The 17,586-nt window shown below is 67.7% G+C and carries 21 protein-coding genes; 8 read left to right on the forward strand and 13 right to left on the reverse strand.

Features of this window, described 5'->3' with window-relative positions:
- Window positions 1-14: 14 nt before the first annotated feature.
- Together rpmF and ACFQ4E_RS04810 are read right to left on the reverse strand one after the other, a co-directional pair.
- Complete coding sequence (gene rpmF, locus ACFQ4E_RS04805) at window positions 15-221, reverse strand: 50S ribosomal protein L32 (protein ID WP_386801804.1); 207 nt, start codon at window positions 219-221, stop codon at window positions 15-17.
- Between the two features lie 197 nt (window positions 222-418).
- Window positions 419-985 (reverse strand): YceD family protein, encoded by a 567-nt coding sequence (locus ACFQ4E_RS04810; RefSeq protein ID WP_386801805.1) that lies wholly within the window; start codon window positions 983-985, stop codon window positions 419-421.
- Between the two features lie 108 nt (window positions 986-1,093).
- Between ACFQ4E_RS04810 and ACFQ4E_RS04815 the strand changes: the two genes are divergently transcribed.
- Genes ACFQ4E_RS04815 through ACFQ4E_RS04825 form a run of 3 tightly spaced genes read left to right on the forward strand, consistent with a single transcriptional unit; the run spans window position 1,094 to window position 4,229 of the window.
- On the forward strand, window positions 1,094-1,585 hold the full coding sequence (locus ACFQ4E_RS04815; RefSeq protein WP_386801806.1) for an outer membrane protein assembly factor BamE: 492 nt from the start codon (window positions 1,094-1,096) through the stop codon (window positions 1,583-1,585).
- Between the two features lie 31 nt (window positions 1,586-1,616).
- Window positions 1,617-2,396, forward strand: a complete 780-nt coding sequence (locus ACFQ4E_RS04820) for a GNAT family N-acetyltransferase (RefSeq protein WP_386801807.1) — start codon at window positions 1,617-1,619, stop codon at window positions 2,394-2,396.
- 9 nt (window positions 2,397-2,405) lie between these two features.
- Window positions 2,406-4,229, forward strand: coding sequence for an ABC-F family ATP-binding cassette domain-containing protein (locus ACFQ4E_RS04825; RefSeq protein ID WP_386801808.1), 1,824 nt, complete (start codon window positions 2,406-2,408; stop codon window positions 4,227-4,229).
- A gap of 62 nt (window positions 4,230-4,291) precedes the next feature.
- Here the strand turns inward: ACFQ4E_RS04825 and ACFQ4E_RS04830 are convergent, their stop codons facing one another.
- The 5 genes from ACFQ4E_RS04830 to ACFQ4E_RS04850 form a co-directional block, all read right to left on the reverse strand.
- Window positions 4,292-5,341, reverse strand: coding sequence for a methyltetrahydrofolate cobalamin methyltransferase (locus ACFQ4E_RS04830; RefSeq protein WP_386801809.1), 1,050 nt, complete (start codon window positions 5,339-5,341; stop codon window positions 4,292-4,294).
- Window positions 5,338-6,006, reverse strand: coding sequence for an HAD family hydrolase (locus tag ACFQ4E_RS04835; protein WP_386801810.1), 669 nt, complete (start codon window positions 6,004-6,006; stop codon window positions 5,338-5,340). Before ACFQ4E_RS04835 ends, ACFQ4E_RS04830 begins: the two co-directional genes overlap by 4 nt.
- A 10-nt stretch (window positions 6,007-6,016) precedes the next feature.
- Complete coding sequence (locus tag ACFQ4E_RS04840; protein WP_386801811.1) at window positions 6,017-6,928, reverse strand: methylenetetrahydrofolate reductase; 912 nt, start codon at window positions 6,926-6,928, stop codon at window positions 6,017-6,019.
- A 28-nt stretch (window positions 6,929-6,956) separates the two neighbouring features.
- A complete protein-coding gene (locus ACFQ4E_RS04845) occupies window positions 6,957-7,253 on the reverse strand; it encodes a virulence factor (protein ID WP_386801812.1) in 297 nt (98 codons plus the stop codon).
- A 191-nt stretch (window positions 7,254-7,444) separates the two neighbouring features.
- Entirely contained in the window at window positions 7,445-8,365 is a 921-nt protein-coding gene (locus ACFQ4E_RS04850) for a hypothetical protein (RefSeq protein ID WP_386801813.1), read from the reverse strand.
- Window positions 8,366-8,535: 170 nt separating this feature from the next.
- Here ACFQ4E_RS04850 and ACFQ4E_RS04855 point away from each other — a divergent pair, with 170 nt between their 5' ends.
- Window positions 8,536-9,648 (forward strand): Ppx/GppA phosphatase family protein, encoded by a 1,113-nt coding sequence (locus ACFQ4E_RS04855; protein WP_386801814.1) that lies wholly within the window; start codon window positions 8,536-8,538, stop codon window positions 9,646-9,648.
- A 106-nt stretch (window positions 9,649-9,754) separates the two neighbouring features.
- A complete protein-coding gene (locus ACFQ4E_RS04860) occupies window positions 9,755-10,495 on the forward strand; it encodes an RlmE family RNA methyltransferase (RefSeq protein WP_386801815.1) in 741 nt (246 codons plus the stop codon).
- On the opposite strand, the gene ACFQ4E_RS04865 is transcribed toward ACFQ4E_RS04860, so the two are convergent.
- Window positions 10,473-10,700, reverse strand: a complete 228-nt coding sequence (locus ACFQ4E_RS04865; protein ID WP_386801816.1) for a hypothetical protein — start codon at window positions 10,698-10,700, stop codon at window positions 10,473-10,475. The genes ACFQ4E_RS04860 and ACFQ4E_RS04865 overlap by 23 nt on opposite strands.
- A gap of 132 nt (window positions 10,701-10,832) precedes the next feature.
- Here ACFQ4E_RS04865 and ACFQ4E_RS04870 point away from each other — a divergent pair, with 132 nt between their 5' ends.
- The gene (locus ACFQ4E_RS04870; protein WP_386801817.1) at window positions 10,833-11,204 is read left to right on the forward strand and encodes a lipocalin; all 372 of its coding nucleotides are present in this window, start codon (window positions 10,833-10,835) and stop codon (window positions 11,202-11,204) included.
- Here ACFQ4E_RS04870 and betI read toward each other — a convergent pair.
- Window positions 11,186-11,770, reverse strand: coding sequence for a transcriptional regulator BetI (gene betI / locus ACFQ4E_RS04875; protein ID WP_386801818.1), 585 nt, complete (start codon window positions 11,768-11,770; stop codon window positions 11,186-11,188). The genes ACFQ4E_RS04870 and betI overlap by 19 nt on opposite strands.
- 91 nt (window positions 11,771-11,861) lie before the next feature.
- Between betI and choW the strand changes: the two genes are divergently transcribed.
- Window positions 11,862-12,698: a choline ABC transporter permease subunit gene (gene choW / locus ACFQ4E_RS04880; protein ID WP_386801930.1), complete on the forward strand. Its 837-nt coding sequence runs from the start codon at window positions 11,862-11,864 to the stop codon at window positions 12,696-12,698.
- On the forward strand, window positions 12,695-13,720 hold the full coding sequence (gene choV, locus ACFQ4E_RS04885; protein ID WP_386801819.1) for a choline ABC transporter ATP-binding protein: 1,026 nt from the start codon (window positions 12,695-12,697) through the stop codon (window positions 13,718-13,720). Before choW ends, choV begins: the two co-directional genes overlap by 4 nt.
- Here choV and ACFQ4E_RS04890 read toward each other — a convergent pair.
- From ACFQ4E_RS04890 to ACFQ4E_RS04905, 4 genes are all read right to left on the reverse strand, one after another.
- Window positions 13,717-14,598, reverse strand: a complete 882-nt coding sequence (locus tag ACFQ4E_RS04890) for an alpha/beta fold hydrolase (protein WP_386801820.1) — start codon at window positions 14,596-14,598, stop codon at window positions 13,717-13,719. The genes choV and ACFQ4E_RS04890 overlap by 4 nt on opposite strands.
- A 17-nt stretch (window positions 14,599-14,615) precedes the next feature.
- Window positions 14,616-15,152, reverse strand: coding sequence for a hypothetical protein (locus ACFQ4E_RS04895; protein ID WP_386801821.1), 537 nt, complete (start codon window positions 15,150-15,152; stop codon window positions 14,616-14,618).
- A 209-nt stretch (window positions 15,153-15,361) separates the two neighbouring features.
- Entirely contained in the window at window positions 15,362-16,741 is a 1,380-nt protein-coding gene (locus ACFQ4E_RS04900; protein ID WP_386801822.1) for a M20/M25/M40 family metallo-hydrolase, read from the reverse strand.
- Window positions 16,742-16,887: 146 nt separating this feature from the next.
- Window positions 16,888-17,220, reverse strand: a complete 333-nt coding sequence (locus ACFQ4E_RS04905) for a 5-aminolevulinate synthase (RefSeq protein WP_386801823.1) — start codon at window positions 17,218-17,220, stop codon at window positions 16,888-16,890.
- Window positions 17,221-17,586 lie beyond the last annotated feature (366 nt).

Here is a 17,586-nt window from a genome sequence, read left to right on the forward strand (position 1 = left end):
AAGCCCTAGGAAGTTCAGGCGGCGTCTTCGTCCAGTTCGATCTCGTCGGCCATCGCGACGACTTCGCGCTCGGCGTAGTGGCCGCAGGAGGGGCAGACGTGATGCGGGCGCTTGAGCTCGCCGCAGTTGTCGCACTCATTGGGATTCGCCGCAGTGAGCGCGTCATGCGCCCGACGGTTGTTCCGGCGGGACTTGCTGACTTTATTCTGTTGGACGGCCATGGTCTCGACCTCGATCGTTCGCTTGGGGGGCAACGGTCACGACAGGACCGGGCCCGATGTCTCGGATGTTCGCGCACTTAGTCGCGAAGGTGGGTGGGTGACAACCCTGAATCGCTGTGAAGGGGCGAAAATAGACAGGCGCGTGTGGAACGCAAGGGGCATCTGGCGACAGGCTGTCGCGCCCCCCGGGGCACGCCTCAGTCCTGATCGCCGCCGCCCTCCAGCCGGTCCTTGAGCGCCTTGAGCCCGGCAAAGGGCTTCACCTCGGTCTCCTCGATGGGCTCGGCGCCCTCGGGCCGGGAACTGGCCTCGCCGAAATCGGCATCCGGCGCACGCGGATAGTTCGGAACGGCCAGCGCCAGGGCCTCGGCCATGACCTGCGCGGGGTCGATCACCTCGCCCAGAGGCTCGGTGGTGTCGTCCTCGGGCATTTCGGTCTCGGAGCCTTCGGGCAGGATCTCCAGCCGCTCGGGCGGCACGAAGCGGCGCTCCACCTCGGTGTCGATGCGCGTGGTCACCGGCGCCAGGGTCACCACGCAGGGCTGAACCACGGTCGCGCCGAGCGTTCCGGTCAGTTTCCACCCGGCCTTGCCGAGCGGGGAGAGCTGACCTGCGAAGCGCAGCTTCTTCAGGGAGGTCGCGCCCAGCTCCTCGGCGAGCGCGGCGCGGGCTTCGGGGGCCGGTATCACTTCGAACGAGATGGGCCGCGACGCGGGCAGCTCGGCCACGCGGAACGGTCCGGCGGAGAGGGGGGCATCGGGCATAACAGGCGGGTTTCCTTGTTTGATCGCGCGGGAACGGTGTCTTGATCGGTGCACATTCCTTCTGTAAGCGGAATGAAGCAAGCCGGGGACGGAAGGCAAGAGGGCAGGATGCAACCCAGCGAAACGACGCCGCGCCGCGGCATAACCGGAGCGCGGTTCGGGCGGGTTGCGGCTCTTGGCGCCGCCCTTGTCCTGGCACTTGGCGCCTGCGCGCCGCGCATTCACACCTATGGCTACATTCCGCCAGCCGAGGAAGTCTCGCAGATCGTGCCCGGCATCGACACCCGCGCCACCGTCGAAGACGTGCTCGGCCCGCCGAGCGCCACGGGCGTGTCCGGCTCGGGGTCGTACTACTATGTCGGATCGACCACCTCGACGCTGGCCTTCTTCGCGCCGCGCGTGATCGAGCGCGAAGTGATCGCGGTCTCCTTCGACGGTGCGGATGTGGTGCAGGACATCACCCGCTACGGGCTCGAGGACGGGCGCGTCGTTGCGCTCTCGCCACGGATCACCGAAACCTCCGATGGCGAGATCAGCTTCATCCGCAAGCTCTTCGGCAATATCGGCGGTCTCGATGCAGGCGGTCTCTTGAACAACTGACGCCCCGCGCCGGGGCGGGGAGCGGCGACGCGTGACGGCCGAAGACCCAGTCCTGGACCGCGGACGCTACCGGGCGATGGTCGCCGCAACCCCCGCGGACGTCGAGCGCGCGCTGGGGTTGCGCCGCGCTGTCTTTCGCGGCGGCGGTGCCTCGGATCGCGACGTGTTCGATCTGCGCTGCCGTCATCTCATCGTCGAACGGCGCGACACTGGCGAGACGCTGGCCTGCTGCCGTCTCTTGCCCTGTGCCGACGGCTCCGAGATCGGCCAGAGCTATTCCGCCTCGCGCTACAGGCTCGACCGGCTGGCGGAGTTCGAGGGCCCGCTTCTCGAGATCGGACGCTTCTGCCTCGCGCCCGACACCCACGACCCCGACATCCTGCGCCTGCTCTGGGCCCTGATCGCGACAGAGGTCGACCGGCTGGGCGCAGGCCTCCTCTTCGGTTGCGTGTCGTTCCCGGGCACCGATCCGGCGGCTCTCGGCGCCGCTCTGGGCTGGCTCGGACGCAGCCACGCGGCCCCCGGCCGCTGGCAACCGGAGCGCCTTGCGCCCGACACGCTGCCGCTCGCGACCTGGCCCGCGGGCGCGCCGCGCGCGGCCCTGGCGATGTTGCCGCCGCTTCTGAGAACCTATCTCGGCATGGGCGGTTGGGTCGGCGATCACCTGGTGATCGACCGCGACCTGGGCACTTGCCACGTCTTTTGCGCGGTCGAGGTGGCGCGCATCCCGTCCGCGCGCGCCCGGGCGTTGCGCGCGCTCGCAGAGGGGGGCGCTGCGGGCACCCTTGCGGGTCTGCCTCGCGACCTCTAGATGCCGCGCATGGCACACCCCCCGCTTCTCCAACTCTCCGATATCTCGCTGACCTTCGGCGGCAATCCGGTCTTCGATGACCTCTCGCTCGTCGTCCAGCCCGGCGACCGCGTCGCGCTCGTGGGGCGCAACGGGTCGGGCAAATCGACGCTGATGAAGGTGATGGCCGGTCTCGTCGAGCCCGACCGGGGCCAGCGCACCGTGCCGCCGGGCGCGGGCGTGGGCTACATGGAGCAGGACCCCGACCTCTCCGGCTTCGCGACCCTTGGCGATTACGCGTCCGAAGGGCTGGAGCCCGGAGAGATGTACCGCGTCGAGCGCGCGGGCGAGGGGCTTAAGTTCGATCCCGCCCGCGCGGTCGAGACCGCCTCGGGCGGCGAGCGGCGGCGCGCGGCCCTGGCGCGGCTGATGGCGCAGGAGCCGGACCTGATGCTGCTCGACGAGCCGACCAACCACCTCGATATCGAGGCGATCGGCTGGCTCGAGGACGAGCTCAAGTCGACCCGACGTGCCTTTGTCCTGATCTCGCACGACCGCCGCTTCCTGTCGGAACTGACCCGCGCCACGCTCTGGATCGATCGGGGCGCGGTGCGCCGCCGCGAGCAGGGCTTCGAAGGGTTCGAGGCCTGGCGCGACACGGTCTGGGCCGAAGAGGACGAGGCCCGCCACAAGATGGATCGCAAGATCAAGGCCGAGGCGAAATGGGCGGTCGAGGGCATCTCGGCCCGCCGGACGCGCAACCAGGGCCGGGTGCGCGCGCTCAAGGCGCTGCGCGAAGAGCGCGCGGGCATGATCCGGCGGCAGGGCACGGCGGCGATGGACCTGACATCGGGCCCGCAGTCGGGCAAGCGGGTGATCGAGGCCGAGGCGATCTCGAAGACCTATGACCGGCCCATCGTGAAGGACTTCTCGCTCCGGATCATGCGCGGCGACCGGGTCGCGTTCGTCGGCCCGAACGGCGTCGGCAAGACCACGCTTCTGAAGCTCCTGATGGGCGAAGAGGCACCGGATAGCGGGACGGTGCGGCTCGGTACGAATTTGCTGCCGGCGGTGTTCGACCAGACCCGTGCGCGGCTCGACCCCGACATGACGCTCTGGGACAGCCTGACCGGCGATCCGGACATGCGGGTGTCGGGCAAGGCCGACCAGATCCTCGTGCGCGGCCAGCCCAAGCACGTCGTGGGCTATCTCAAGGAGTTTCTCTTCGACGAACGCCAGGCCCGTGCGCCGGTGCGTTCGCTCTCGGGGGGCGAGAAGGCGCGGCTGCTCCTGGCCAAGATCATGGCGCGCGAGAGCAACCTCCTGGTTTTGGACGAACCGACCAACGATCTCGATGTCGAGACGCTCGATCTTCTGCAGGATCTCCTGGGCGACTATGACGGCACGGTGCTGCTGGTCAGCCACGACCGCGATTTCCTCGACCGGGTGGCGACCACCACGGTCGCGATGGAAGGCGACGGGCGCGCGACGGTCTACGCGGGTGGCTGGTCGGATTACCGCGCGCAACGCGCCGAAGGGCTGGCGGAGAGGGCGCCCGAGCGTGGAAAGTCCGCGGCGAAATCCGCCCCGAAACCGGTGGTGCCCGAGGCGAAAACCGCGCCGAAGGCCGGTCTGAGCTTCACCGAGAAGCACCGGCTCGAGGCGCTGCCGGGCGAGATCGCCCGGCTCGAGGCGGAGATCGGCAAGCTCAACGCGCTTCTGACCGATCCCGAGCTCTTCACCCGCGAGCCGGTCAAGTTCCGCAAGGCGACCGAGGCGCTGGCCGAGCGGCAGGCGAAGCTAGACGCCGCCGAAGAGGAATGGCTCACCCTCGAGGAGAAAGCCGAAGGATAGGGCGGGGGCCGGATTTCGAACCGAAATCCGCGCGTTTTCCGGATCGGAAAACGGCCGCGGCGTCAGCCGCGGCGGCGACGCCGACCGCCGGCGCGGCCGCCACGGGCCTCTTCGCCCGGCGCGCGGTTGAACTGGATCCACTCCGCCCCCGACGCGTCGTTGTCGGTCAGGAAGTTCGCGGCGCGGATCGCCTCCATCTCCTTGCCGGGACGCGGCTTGGTCGAACCGAGGTTGAACATCTGGCAGAACGCCTCGTCGTCCATCCCCTCGGGCAGCACGATCCCCGAGGCCTCGACCTCGGCGCGCTTCTCGGCGATCTTCGAGGCGGGCACCGGCAGGGCCACCGGGTTCATGATCGCCGAGGTCATCCCCGAGGCCATCGCCATCGGCAGGAAGGCATTGTTGATGCCGTGCCGGTTGGGCAGCCCGAACGAGATGTTCGACGCCCCGCAGGTCGTGTTCACGCCGAGCTCGTCGCGCAGGCGCCGCACCAGCGTGAAGACCTGGAGCCCCGCGGTGCCCATCGCGCCCACCGGCATCACCAGCGGATCGACAACGATGTCATGCGCGGGAATACCGAAATCCGCCGCGCGCTCGACGATCTTCTTGGCAACCGCGAAGCGGACGTCCGGATCCTCGGAAATGCCCGTATCGTCATTCGAGATCGCCACCACGGGCACATTGTATTTCTTGACGAGCGGCAGCACGAACTCGAGCCGCTCCTCCTCGCCGGTGACCGAGTTCACGAGCGGACGGCCCTTGCATATTTCGAGCCCCGCCTCGAGAGCGCCCGGCACCGAGCTGTCGATGCAGAGCGGCACGTCCACAAGCCCCTGCACCAGCTCGATCATCTTCCGCATCAAGGGCGGCTCGGTCTCGTTGGGGTTGGGGTTCGAGTTGTAGACCACGCCCGCGTTCACATCGAGCACCGTCGCGCCGCAGGCGACCTGCGCCACCGCGTCCGCCTCGACGGTCGAGAAATCCCCGGCCTCGAGCTCGGCGGCGAGCTTCTTGCGCCCGGTGGGGTTGATCCGCTCGCCGATCACGCAGAACGGCTGGTCGAAGCCGATGATCGCGGTCTTGGTCGCGGATTCGAGGATCGTGCGGGTCATGTGTCTGCTCCTTGGTCTGCGGCCCGCGCGGCCAGGGCGCGCATCAACCGGTCATCTGTGAAATCGTCGATCACCTCCTGCGCGCCTGCGTCGCGGAGCGCCGCGGGCGACAGGCTGGAGGTCACTCCGAAGGTAAACGCACCCGAGGCGCGCGCCGCGCGGAGCCCCGAGGGGCTGTCCTCGAAAGCGAGGCACTCGCCGGGCGCGACGCCGAGCGCGCGCATCGCGGCGAGGTAGGGTTCGGGATCGGGTTTGCCGCGCGCGCATTCGTCGCCGATGATCAGCGTCTCGAAGCGGTGGCGCAGCCCGATCGCGCCGAGCGAGGCCTCGGCATTGGCGCGCGGCGCGTTGGTCACGACCGCTATCGGCCAGCCCGCCGCCTCTGCACGGTCGAGAAGCGCGGGAAGGCCCGCCATCGGCGGCGCGCTGTCGCCGAGCTTGGCGCGGAAGCGCGCCTCCTTTTCGTCGCTCATCGCCTGCGGATCCTCGCCCGGAAACTCGTCGGCGAAGATATCGGCGTTGTGACGGCCGTGGATGCGTTCGAGGTAGTAGGCCTCGTCGATCTCGCGACCGCGTTCCGCGAAAAGCTCGCGGAACACCGCGACATGCAGCGGATCGGTTTCCAGCAGCGTGCCGTCGAGATCGAAGAGAAGTGCGAGTGCCATGAAACCCCGGTCAGACCGCGCGCAAGCGGCGCTCCTGGCCCAAGACGCTGCTGGCCCACTCCGCGCTCTGGACGATGCCGCCGAGCGGGAAGAGGTGCAGACCGGCGATGCCATGGGCGGGTGTCGCCTGCCGCGCGAGATCGGCGACGATCTCGTCCGGCGTGTAAGGCAGAACGAGCTTCGTCACGTCGCGGGCGCGCTTCTGAAGCACGCGCAGCGACGGGCCGACGCCGCAGGCGACGGCGAAGCGGATGAGCGTCTGGAGTTTCGCGGGCCCCGCGATGCCGACATGCACGGGCAGGGCGATGCCCTCGTCGCGCAGGCGCGCGGCCCAGGCCAGGACCGGCTCGGCCTCGAAGGCGAACTGGGTGACAAGCGCCATCTCGGCATCGCTGCGCTCCGAGAAGACCTGCTTCCAGCGCAGCGCTTCGCCGACCATGCGGTCGGAGCCGTCGGGATCGATGTCGCGGTTGCCCTCGGGGTGACCGGCGACATGCAGGCGCGTGAAGCCCGCGCGCTCGAAAAGGCCGGTCTCCATCATCTGCATGGAGCTGTGAAACGCCCCGCGCGGCTCCGACACGCCCCCGGCAAGGAGCAGCGCCTCGGTGACGCCAGCCTCGCCCTGGTAGCGGGCGATCCAGTCGCCGAGCATCGCCTCGTCCTGGATGATCCGGGCCGGGAAATGCGGCATCACGGTGAAGCCGTCTTCCGACAGCCTGGCGGCCGTCGTGACCATCTCCTCGATCGGGGTGCCGTCGATATGGGCGATGTAGACGCGGGTGCCCCGAGGCAGCAGCGCGCGGAAATCGTCGACCTTCGCGGCGGTGCGCGGCATCACCTCGATCGAGAAGCCGTCGAGGAGCGCGGCCGAGGCGGCAGAACTCGGCGCCTGAGTGGATTTACCGAAGGAAAACAGGGCCATCAGGGCCTCCCATAATCGCATCGGGCGGTCACGCCCGGCCATCGCTGTCGATGAGGCTTTTCAGCCTCGCGGAGTCGAACTCCGCCTCGAGACGCGCCGCTTCCGCGGCGGCGACCTCGGCGGGCTCGCCATCGACCGGGTAGGGCGCGGCCTTGCGCCATTCCGCGAGATAGTCGTCGGTCCCCGCCGCACCCGATTTCATCGCGGCACGGTCGATCGCCTGTTCGAAACGCTCCGCCAGCGGTTGTTTCACCGCGCGGCGGCCTCGGCCCACGATCACCTGCGCGGGAATGTCCCGCCAGTAAACGATGGTGACCTCGGGCATGGCGCTCCTCATCTCTCCGGTCTGGCACAGCAATAGCGACAGCGCGCGATCCGGGAGGGTCGCTTTGCGACACCGCACCCTTGCGCTGCGACACGGACGCTATGCGCAAGCGGCGGGAAAGACCATGTGGCGGGAGGCTCATAATTCCCATGAAGACCATGAGCCGCGTTCATGTCCCGAAGCCGGTTCGGTCAGGTGGCAGGTCGCGGGTCGGGCATTTGGACACCAGGCATCGCGGCGATCACGTCAAGGTCGCGCATGTAGCGGTCTTCAAGCGTCGCGCTCAGGCTGGGCGGAATGGAAGCGATGGATGGCCCGTCACGTCCGGCATGTGCGTCGATCAGCTCGAGACGGTCTTCGTGCGACAGGTTCTCGTCGCGGCGAAACGCCTCTTGAAGGGCCTCAAGCGCGGCGTCGGGAACGCTCGCATTGACGCGCCGCTCCAAGGGCGTGAGCGACAGCTCGACGAGAGACGGCGCGAGATGTCGGGCGACCGAGAGCGGCGGGGTTTGGTCCTCATGGCGCAGGACGACCATCTCTTCGGGGGCGAGGCCCACGCGGATATCTTCGATCAAGTCGACCCAGCCGCGGCTGCTGCGCAAAAATCCGTCGGCAAGATCGGAAAAGGGCGGCATCAGGTTGAATTCGCAGCGTTTCCTGTAGAGCGACGCGGCAAAGGGCCCGTAGCCTCTCACGACGATCAGCACGCGGCGGATCGGTGCGTTCAGCCCCTCGGCGAGGAATGCCAGTCGGCGTCCTGCCAGCCGATACGGGCGTTCTCGCAGTGCAGCGCTCATGTTGCCGATCAGGTTCTCCTCGGACAGTATCGCGCAATTTGCGGCGGTGATCCCGCGCTTCCGCAGCGCACGGTCGCGGCGGAAGGCAAGTCGGTGCAGGTTTTTGCCAAACTCTCCGGGGCCGGGCATGCGCAGCCTGACAGGATTCTGTCCAGCTCCGTCGCGACGGGCGACAGAGACCAGAAGCCCCGCATCCTCGATTGCAGCCTTGTTGAGGTGAAGACAGTCTTGGAGCGCGCTTGATCCGGTGCGATGCAGTCCAAGATGGATGTAAAGGCCGCTCGGGGCGTTTGGGCTGGTCATGCCGAAGAACATGCGTTCTCAGAGACCGATGTCACAAGGCCGCGCCCCGTGGCCGTTTTGCGCCTTATGCGCTGAAGTCACAGTCTTCGGCACTGTCACCTCGCTGTGACAAAGCTTGCGCGAGCGGGGGGCGGCGCGTATCTTGATCGGTAAGTTGAAGTTCGGAATAAGGCGCATTGAACATGGCGCCTCAGCGTCCCGGTGGTGCGGGCGCGTTCCCGAAACCGGTCGAGAGCCCCGCGCCCGCTCGGCCCGATCCGGCTGCGCTCTACGCGGCGCTGGATCTGGGTACAAACAGTTGTCGCATGCTGATTGCCCAGCCAAAGGGCAGTCAGTTTCACGTCGTCGATTCCTTCTCGAAATCTGTTCAGCTGGGCCTTGGGCTCGAACGCACGGGACGGTTGTCGCGGGCCTCGATGGGGCGGACGATCAGCGCGCTCCGGGTCTGCCACCAGAAGATCGCGCGGCACGGGGTCCAGCGGATGCGGCTGGTGGCCACCGAGGCTTGCCGTCGCGCCAAGAACGCGCCCGAGTTCATCCGCCAGGTCAAGCGCGAGACAGGCCTGCAGCTCGAGATCATCCAGCCGGAAGAGGAGGCGCGGCTTGCCGTCATCTCCTGTGCGCCGCTCGTGTCGACCAAGACCGAGCAGCTTCTGGTTGTCGATATCGGCGGCGGATCGACCGAGCTGGTCTGGATCGACCTCTCGAGCGTGCCGCATCGCGACCGGCCGCGCGCGATCATGCGCCTACATGCGGGGTTCCAGCAGGCCGAAACACCGTTCCCGACCGCCCGCGTGGTGGACTGGATCTCGGTGCCGCTCGGCGTGGCGACGCTGCGTGACCAGTTCTCCGATGTCGATGACGATGCCGGGCGCTACGCGCTGATGAGCTGGTTCTTCGAGGAGAACCTCGCCGAGTTCGCGCCATACAAGGACGAGCAAACCCGCGCGGGCTTTCAGATCGTCGGTACGTCCGGGACGGTGACGACGGTGGCGGCCTCGCATCTGGGGCTGCGCCGTTACGACCGCACCAAGGTCGACGGGCTGCGCATGACCTCGGCCCAGATCGAGGCGGTGATCGACAGCTATCTCGCGATGGGCCCGGAGGGACGCCGCCGCGATCCTCGGATCGGGTCGGACCGGCACGCGCTGATCATGTCGGGCGCGGCGATCCTGCAGGCGCTGTTGCGGCTCTGGCCGACCGACCGGCTGTCGGTGGCCGATCGCGGGCTCCGCGAGGGGCTTCTCTACGCGCAGATGTCGGCCGATGGCGTGCTCGAGGACGGGCCGGTCTGACAGCGCCGCAGTTTTCAGGCCCGCGGAAAGGGCCTATGAGACCTCGAAGAGTTGCGCCAGTCACGGACGGCGTGGTGCGTATTTGGAAAAAGAAGAAGCACGCGAGATGGCGAGAAAACCCGGTGAGCGGAAATCCTCGGGGCGCGGGCAGCGCGATCTGAAGGTCAAGGTCAAGTCGGCGCGGGGGCGGACGCTCTCGTCGACGCGCTGGCTCCAGCGGCAGTTGAACGATCCTTACGTAAAGCGGGCCAAGGCCGAGGGCTATCGCGGGCGCGCGGCGTTCAAGATTCTGGAGCTCGACGACAAGTTCCGCTTCCTGGTGCCGGGCGCGCGCGTGGTCGATCTTGGCTGCGCGCCGGGGGGCTGGTGCCAGGTCGCGGTCCGGCGGGTCAACGCGCTGGGCGAGAAGCCCGGCAAGGCGGTGGGCACGGTGCTGGGCGTCGATCTGCAAGAGGTGGAGCCCATCGCGGGCGCCGAGATCCACCAGCTCGATTTCATGGAGGAGGGCGCCGACGACCGGGTCAAGGAATGGCTTGGCGGATCGGCGGACGTGGTCATGTCGGACATGGCGGCGGCGTCTTCGGGGCACAAGCAGACCGACCATTTGCGGATCGTCGCGCTTTGCGAGGCCGCGGCGGAGCTGGCCTTCGACGTTCTGGAAGAGGGTGGCACCTTCGTCGCCAAGGTGCTGGCGGGCGGCGCCGAAGGGTCGCTTCAGGCGCTTCTGAAGCAGCGCTTCGACAAGGTGGCGAACGTCAAGCCCCCGGCGAGCCGGTCCGACAGTTCCGAGAAATTCGTCGTCGCTACCGGGTTCCGGGGTCCGCTCAGTCCGGGCGCGGACGGGTGAGCGAGGCGACGGCGTCCTGCCGCATCAGGTCGATCACGAAGGCGGGCACGCGATGGTCGCGGACCCGGCCGCGCTTTTGCCTAAGCGCCTGTGCGTGCAGTAGAAAGAGCCGCGTGGTGGCGCAGGCTCGCGCCGCGGGGGAGCGGCGGTCATGGTCCGCGTCTTGAGCGAGATCGGCGGCGAGCGCGGTCAGGGCTGGGGGCATGTCGGGTCCTCCGGAGGCTATGTGCTCTCGCGCCAGCCTCGGCGCCGATTGGGGCGATTTCGGTTCCTCCTTTTGGCCTTCCTGGGGCTTGTTGCGTGCTCAGAGCCGGAGCCGGTGCCCGAGGCGCCCGCCATGATCCCCGTCCGGGATGCCAGCCAGCCGGTCGCGAGCCAGGTCGATGCGGATGCCGCGCGGCTCGAAGGGAACTGGCGCGTGGTCGAGGGGGCGGGCGTCGTTCCGGGAATGGCGGTCGAGATCGGGCCCGAGAGCTTTTCCGTCGCCGGGGTCGCGCAGAGCCTTGTCTCGGAGGGACGGGGGAGGTTCCGGGTCGGGGGACGCGCGCTTTGGGTGCATTGGCTCGACGCCGATGCGCGGACGGCGGCGCTGGGCGATCCCGAGGGCGGCTGGTGGATGATCCTCGACCGCGAAGGCAGGCCGGGCGAGCGCCTGGCGGCGGCGCGCACGATCCTCGATTGGTACGGGTATCAGCGGCCGGGGGCCTGACCGGCCAGCGCATCCGCCAGCGCGGCGCGGATCTGCGCCTCGGCCTCCCTGGGGCTTCCGGAGGTCAGCGCCTGGCGCAGGTAGAGCCCGTCGATCAGCGCCGCCAGACGACCGGCCACCACAGGCGCGGCCTGACCCAGAAGCGGGCGCAGGGCGTGGCGCAGGGTCGAATCGAGCCGCGCGTGATAGGCTTCGAGAAGCCGCCGCGCCTCGGGGGCGGTCTGCGCGAGCACGTAGAAATTGAGCCAGGCCGCCACTGCACCGTCCTGGAAATTGGTCGCGTCGAAACTGGCCGAGATCACCGCTTCGATCCGCGCTTCCGGGGTCTCGGCCTCGCGCAGCGCCGCGACAACCGCCCGCCGGTAGCGCCGCAAGACCGCGCGCATCGCGGCGAGAAACAGCGCCTCCTTGTCGCCGAAATAGTGAAACGCCAGCCCGGGCGAGACGCCCGCGCGTTTGGCGATCTGCCCAACGGTGACGCTGAGCGTGCCATGGGCGCCGATTTCCTGCAGCGTCGCCGCGATCAGGTCACGTCGGCGTTGCGTCTCTTTCTGGCTCGCGCTCAACTCGCAGCGTCTCCGGTCGTTGTTGCAATCTCGAGGATACTGCGGCATTAATTGACCAGTCAATCAACAATCGCGAAGCGAGGGACGGATGCTGGAGGTGCTGACAGATTACAAGATTCCCGTCGGAGAGGGCGCGCAGGCGCTCTTCGACTGGGTCCGGCGCAACGGGGACTGGTTTCTCGAGGCGCTGTCCTGGCTGATGGAGCACCTGATCGACGGGATCCTCTGGGTCCTGCAGGGGCCGAATCCGCTGATCGTCATCGCCGCCTTCGTGGCGCTGACCTGGGTGCTGCAGCGCAACTGGAAGACCTGCCTGTTCGTGGCACTGGGCTTTCTCTTCATCCTCAACCAGGATTACTGGGAAGAGACGACCGAGAGCCTGACGCTGGTGATCTCGGCCTGCGTGGTCTGCATGGGCGTGGGCGTCCCCATCGGCATCGCCGCCGCGCACCGGCCGCGGCTCTACACTTACCTGCGGCCCGTTCTGGACCTGATGCAGACGCTGCCGACCTTCGTCTACCTGATCCCGGCCATCGTCTTTTTCGGCATCGGCATGGTTCCGGGCCTGATCGCGACGGTGATCTTCGTGCTGCCCGCGCCGATCCGGTTGACCTATCTCGGCGTCTCCTCGACACCGCAGCCGCTGCTCGAGGCCGCGCGGGCCTTCGGCGCGACACCGAACCAGGTTCTCTGGAAGGTTGAGATGCCCTCGGCCTTTCCGCAGATCATGGCGGGTCTCAACCAGACAATCATGCTGTCTCTGTCGATGGTGGTGGTCGCCGCGCTCGTGGGCGCAGACGGTCTGGGCGTGCCGGTGGTGCGGGCCCTCAACCGCGTCGACACGGCGCTCGGCTTCGAGAGCGGGTTCGTCATCGTGGTGGTGGCGATCATGCTCGACCGGATCCTGAACCTGGGAGCGAAGAAATGACGACGGCGGTCAAGATCGATAATGTTTCCATCGTCTTCGGAGACGATCCTGAAGCGGCCCTGCCGCTGATGGACAAGGGCATGTCGCGCCCGGACATCCAGGAACAGACCGACCAGGTGCTCGGCGTTCACGACTGTTCCGTGGACGTGGCCGAGGGCGAGATCCTCGTTCTCATGGGGCTGTCGGGGTCGGGCAAGTCGACGCTCCTGCGCGCGATCAACGGGCTCAATCCCGTGGTGCGGGGCTCCGTCTCGGTCAATGACGGCGGCAAGATGGTGAACGTCACCCATGCGTCGAAGGACGAGCTGCGCCGCGTGCGTCTCAACCACGTCGCGATGGTGTTCCAGCAGTTCGGCCTTTTGCCCTGGCGCACCGTGCGCGAGAATGTCGGACTGGGGCTCGAGCTTGGCGGCATGTCGAAATCCGAGCGGACCGAGAAGGTCGACACCCAGCTCGGGCTTGTCGGCCTCGACGGGTGGGGCGACCGCAAGGTCGGCGATCTCTCGGGCGGTATGCAGCAGCGGGTGGGTCTGGCGCGGGCCTTCGCGACCGAGGCGCCGATCCTCCTGATGGACGAGCCGTTCTCGGCGCTCGACCCGCTCATCCGCACCAAGCTGCAGGACGAGCTTCTGGAGCTTCAGGCGCGGCTGAAGCGGACCATCGTCTTCGTGAGCCACGACCTCGACGAGGCCTTCAAGATCGGCAACCGGATCGCCATCATGGAGGGCGGCCGGATCGTGCAATGCGGCAGCCCGCAAGAGATTTATTCCATTCCGACAAACGATTACGTGGCAGAGTTCGTGGCCCACATGAACCCACTCGGCGTTCTGACCGCGCGCGACGTCATGGAACCCGCCGAGGGCGCGCCGGAGATCCGGGTGCCCTTCGATCTGACCGTGGCGGATGTCATGCGGACGACGGCGGAGACCTCGGGTCCGGTCGGGGTCGAGAAAGACGGTGCGCTGATCGGGCAGGTCACGCAGGCGGGTCTTCTGAAGCGGCTTCTGGACCCGCGCGGCTAGAGCGGCGGCAACGCGCCAAGAAAGCGCAGCAGCGCGTCGGCTGTCGCCTTCGGGAACTGGTCGGGGAAGAAATGACCGCCGGGCACCGCCTCGGCCCGCATCTCCGCGAGCCGGGGTGCCCAGGTGGCGGGCACGTCCATCGCCTGCGCCATCGCGCCGTCTTCTCCGAAAAGCACCAGCGACGGGCAGCGGACCTGCCGGTCGAGATCGGCGGCGTCGAGCGCGAAATCCACATCGATCGCGGCCCGGTAATCGTTGCAGCTGGCGCGGATCATGCCCGGATCGCGCCAGGCCGCGCGATATTCTGCGAGGAGGTCCGCATCGAACTCGTCGAGCCGCGCCTTGCCGAAACCCAAGAGGCAGCGCTCGAAATAGAGGTCGGGGTCGTGGCCGATCAGCGTCTCGGGAAAGGGCGCTGGCTGCGCCAGGAAAAACCAGTGATAATAGGCGCGCGCGGTCGCTTGGGTGACGGTGTCGAGCAGATGATGCGTCGGCACGATGTCCATCAGGGTGAGGCTCGCGATGCGCTCTTCGGCATCGAGCGCCATCCGGTGAGCCGTGCGCGCGCCCCGGTCGTGGCCCGCGAGGTGGAAGCGGTCATGCCCGAGCTCCGACATGAGCTCCAGCATGTCGACGCCCATCGCGCGGAAGCTCATCTCTTCCATGGTCTCTGGCTTCCAGCTTGTGCCGTAGCCGCGCAGATCCGGGCAGATGACGGTGAACCGGTCCGACAGCGCGGGCAGCAGCGGGCGCCACATCGCGCGCGTCTGCGGATAGCCGTGGAGAAGAAGAAGCGGCGGGCCGTCGCCCGAGCGTTCGAACGCGATGGCGCCTTGGGACAGCTGCGCTGTCTCGGTCGCGGGAGCGGGATGGAACAATTTGGCCTCGGGGTCGGTCAGTTGCCCTTGGAAGAGACCAGCCGGATGTCGGAGACGTCAAGAGAGGCGTCGGGGGTGTGGGTGCTGTCGAGCGCGGCGGTCAGGAACGCGCCGACGCTGCCGCCCATCCCTTGCGCGCCGCCGGTCAGCATATCGGCAGGCGCATTGACCAGCATCAGCGCGCCCAGGGCCCCTGCAAGGATGTTGCCGGAGGCGCCACGCTGGCCGCGACGACGCAGCAGGAAGCGCGCGAGATGCAGGACCATCATCACCGCGGTCACGCCGATGAGCGCGGCAAGGCCTGCGAGAACCCAGTCCCGCATATGCTCGGGCAGAGACCCCTGCGCCAGGCTCTGCTCGAGCCAGTCGCGGCGACGTCCGATGGTGACGACGAAGTAGATCCAGCCGAACCCGATCACCGTCCAGAGCACGGGGTTCGACACGCGCTGCGTGCGTGCAACCCGGCAAACGCCGTGACGCGCGAAGAACGGGTCCACCCGGGCGATCCGGGACTGGAAATCCGATTGGGTCAATTTGCGGAACGTTTGCGTCATGGCGGCCATATCGCCGGAACAATGTGGCGCAAACGTGATACGAAGCGGGCGACCGCGTGCGGATTCTTCAAAAAGTTAAGGAAATCCTAAAGGTTTGGGCCGATGTTGCAGCTCGACACTGCCCAAACCAGATAGTTTTCCCGTCTTTCGGTCAGGTCGCCTATCCGAAGGGATAGATCGGCCTGACGGGGTCGCGGTGCGTCAGAGAATCAACCCTGACGGGACACGGCGTCGAGAATCCGGGCCCAACTCCGGATGCCGCGGTGGAAGCTCTCGAGATCGTATTTCTCGTTCGGCGAGTGGATCTGGTCGTCATCCTTGGCAAAGCCGATCAGCATCGCGTCGGTATCGAGAAGCGTCTTGAAATAGCCTGCGATCGGGATCGAGCCGCCACAGCCGATATAGGCCGCCTCTTCGGGCCATTCCTCGGACAGGGCCTGCCGCGCGGCCTCGAAGGCGGGGTGATCGGTGGCCATGGTCGAGGCGGGCGAGGCGCCGTGCCCGGTGAAGCTGACGCTGCAATCGGCGGGCACCTGATCGCGCACCCAGTCGCGGAAGCTGTCGCGGAGCGCGTGCGGGTCCTGATCGCCGACGAGCCGGAAGCTGATCTTGGCCGAGGCCTTGGACGGCAGCACCGTCTTGAACCCCGCGCCGGTATAGCCGCCGATGATGCCGTTGATCTCGGCGGTGGGGCGCGACCAGACCATCTCGAGCGCGCTGCGGTCCTGCTCGCCTGCGGGGGTCGCAAGCCCCACCGCTCCGAGGAACGCGCCCGCGTCGAAGCCCAGGCCCTCCCATTGTGCGCGGAGCTCCGGCGAGAGCTCGGGCACGCCGTCATAGAATCCCGGCACGGTGATCCGGCCGGTGTCGTCATGGAGGTTGGCGAGAATGCCCGAGAGCACGCGGATCGGGTTCATCGCCGCGCCGCCGAAGAAGCCCGAATGCAGGTCCTTGTCGGGGCCAGTGATGGTGATCTCCTCGCCCAGAAGGCCGCGGAGCATCGTCACGATGCCCGGGACGCGGCTGTCGAAGAGCGCGGTGTCGCAGATCAGCGCGATATCGGCGGAGAGCTCTTCGGCATTGTCCTTGAGGAAGGGGATGAGCGAGGGCGAGCCGGATTCCTCTTCGCCTTCGAAGAAGAAGGTGATCTTGCAGGGCAGGCTGCCATGTTCCGCGACCCAGGCGCGGCAGGCCTCGACGAAGGTCATGAGCTGCCCCTTGTCGTCCGACGCGCCGCGCGCGCGGATCACCTTGCCCGCGGGCGTCTCTTCCAGCGCCGGATCGAACGGGTCGCGGTCCCAGAGCTCCAGCGGATCGACAGGCTGCACGTCGTAATGCCCGTAAAAGAGCAGATGCGGGCCCGGTCCATCGACATGGCCGACGACCATCGGGTGGCCCGGCGTGTCGCGAAGGGTGGCGCGCACGCCGAGGCTTTCGAGATCGGCGACCAGCCACTCGGCGGCGCGTCGGCAGTCGTCCTTGTAGGCCGGATCGGTCGAGATCGAGGGGACCCGCAAAAGATCGAAGAGGCGGTCGGTCGCGGCGTCGAAATCGGTGTCGATACGGGCGAGAACGGCGTCGAGGGACATGGCGGGTGCGGCTCCTGTCGGGGGTCTGTTGCGGCAGACCCTAGCAGCAGGCCGGGCACTGTCCAGAGGAGCGCACGGTCATCGCCGGGCGCGGTTTCCGAACCGGAAACCGGCGAAAATCGCGTCGATTTTCGGCCGCTTCGCGGCTATTGCAGCACCACGACCGCGCCGGTCAGCACGAAGGCCGCGCCGACGCCCTGGCGCAGGGTGACGCCTTCTCCGATCCATGCGGCATAGGCCAGCGCCAGAAGCGTCTCGCTGGCGAGAATGCCGATATAGACCACCGAGAGATGCGCGCCACGCAGAAGCGCGATCTCGCCCAACACCACCGCCGCGAGCCCGAGCGCGAGTAATCCCGCGGCCACCGAGGAGGCGCTGCCATCGGCGACCATCTTCATCGCCAAGGTCGCGGTGAGATAACCCGCCGAGACGACGCAGAGCAGGAAGAGCGGAAGCGGGCCGGACGAGGTGAGGGACATTGGTCTGGCTTTCGTGATCGGGTTGAGGGAACGGGCCGCACCGGAGTGTCGCGGCGATGTCCGAACTTTACCTGCCCCGGCGCGGCCCGTCTGTGCCGGCGGTCACAGGCCTCGCCGGTCCGCTCGGGGCGCCGGTCAGACCGTAAGGGCGCGACCAAAGGAGGCATGGTCCGCAGGCCCTCCAGCGTGGTGAATGAAGGCACTGGGTGGCCGCGGTTGTTTCCGATCGGAGACAGGAGCCTTTGACCAAGGTCAAGGTTGCGACGCTCTGTCATGTGCTAGGAGCTTGTCCCGCGCGGGTGGCTTCTATATGCATTCACAAGGCTGAATGCATCACGGGGTTCCATGCGACAGGACCCGAGACGA

The organism is Litorisediminicola beolgyonensis (genome assembly GCF_042679605.1).
Lineage (GTDB): Bacteria > Pseudomonadota > Alphaproteobacteria > Rhodobacterales > Rhodobacteraceae > Litorisediminicola > Litorisediminicola beolgyonensis.

What these genes read in the sequence shown, in the direction of transcription:
- ACFQ4E_RS04810 (WP_386801805.1), bottom strand. Translation starts at nt 985, where the DNA reads ATGCCCGATGCCCCCCTCTCCGCCGGACCGTTCCGCGTGGCCGAGCTG.
- ACFQ4E_RS04825 (WP_386801808.1), top strand. Translation starts at nt 2,406, where the DNA reads ATGGCACACCCCCCGCTTCTCCAACTCTCCGATATCTCGCTGACCTTC.
- rpmF (WP_386801804.1), bottom strand. Translation starts at nt 221, where the DNA reads ATGGCCGTCCAACAGAATAAAGTCAGCAAGTCCCGCCGGAACAACCGT.
- ACFQ4E_RS04845 (WP_386801812.1), bottom strand. Translation starts at nt 7,253, where the DNA reads ATGCCCGAGGTCACCATCGTTTACTGGCGGGACATTCCCGCGCAGGTG.
- ACFQ4E_RS04895 (WP_386801821.1), bottom strand. Translation starts at nt 15,152, where the DNA reads ATGACGCAAACGTTCCGCAAATTGACCCAATCGGATTTCCAGTCCCGG.
- choV (WP_386801819.1), top strand. Translation starts at nt 12,695, where the DNA reads ATGACGACGGCGGTCAAGATCGATAATGTTTCCATCGTCTTCGGAGAC.
- ACFQ4E_RS04850 (WP_386801813.1), bottom strand. Translation starts at nt 8,365, where the DNA reads ATGTTCTTCGGCATGACCAGCCCAAACGCCCCGAGCGGCCTTTACATC.
- ACFQ4E_RS04815 (WP_386801806.1), top strand. Translation starts at nt 1,094, where the DNA reads ATGCAACCCAGCGAAACGACGCCGCGCCGCGGCATAACCGGAGCGCGG.
- ACFQ4E_RS04855 (WP_386801814.1), top strand. Translation starts at nt 8,536, where the DNA reads ATGGCGCCTCAGCGTCCCGGTGGTGCGGGCGCGTTCCCGAAACCGGTC.
- ACFQ4E_RS04905 (WP_386801823.1), bottom strand. Translation starts at nt 17,220, where the DNA reads ATGTCCCTCACCTCGTCCGGCCCGCTTCCGCTCTTCCTGCTCTGCGTC.
- ACFQ4E_RS04865 (WP_386801816.1), bottom strand. Translation starts at nt 10,700, where the DNA reads ATGCCCCCAGCCCTGACCGCGCTCGCCGCCGATCTCGCTCAAGACGCG.
- ACFQ4E_RS04840 (WP_386801811.1), bottom strand. Translation starts at nt 6,928, where the DNA reads ATGGCCCTGTTTTCCTTCGGTAAATCCACTCAGGCGCCGAGTTCTGCC.
- ACFQ4E_RS04870 (WP_386801817.1), top strand. Translation starts at nt 10,833, where the DNA reads ATGATCCCCGTCCGGGATGCCAGCCAGCCGGTCGCGAGCCAGGTCGAT.
- ACFQ4E_RS04900 (WP_386801822.1), bottom strand. Translation starts at nt 16,741, where the DNA reads ATGTCCCTCGACGCCGTTCTCGCCCGTATCGACACCGATTTCGACGCC.
- ACFQ4E_RS04830 (WP_386801809.1), bottom strand. Translation starts at nt 5,341, where the DNA reads ATGACCCGCACGATCCTCGAATCCGCGACCAAGACCGCGATCATCGGC.
- ACFQ4E_RS04835 (WP_386801810.1), bottom strand. Translation starts at nt 6,006, where the DNA reads ATGGCACTCGCACTTCTCTTCGATCTCGACGGCACGCTGCTGGAAACC.
- ACFQ4E_RS04860 (WP_386801815.1), top strand. Translation starts at nt 9,755, where the DNA reads ATGGCGAGAAAACCCGGTGAGCGGAAATCCTCGGGGCGCGGGCAGCGC.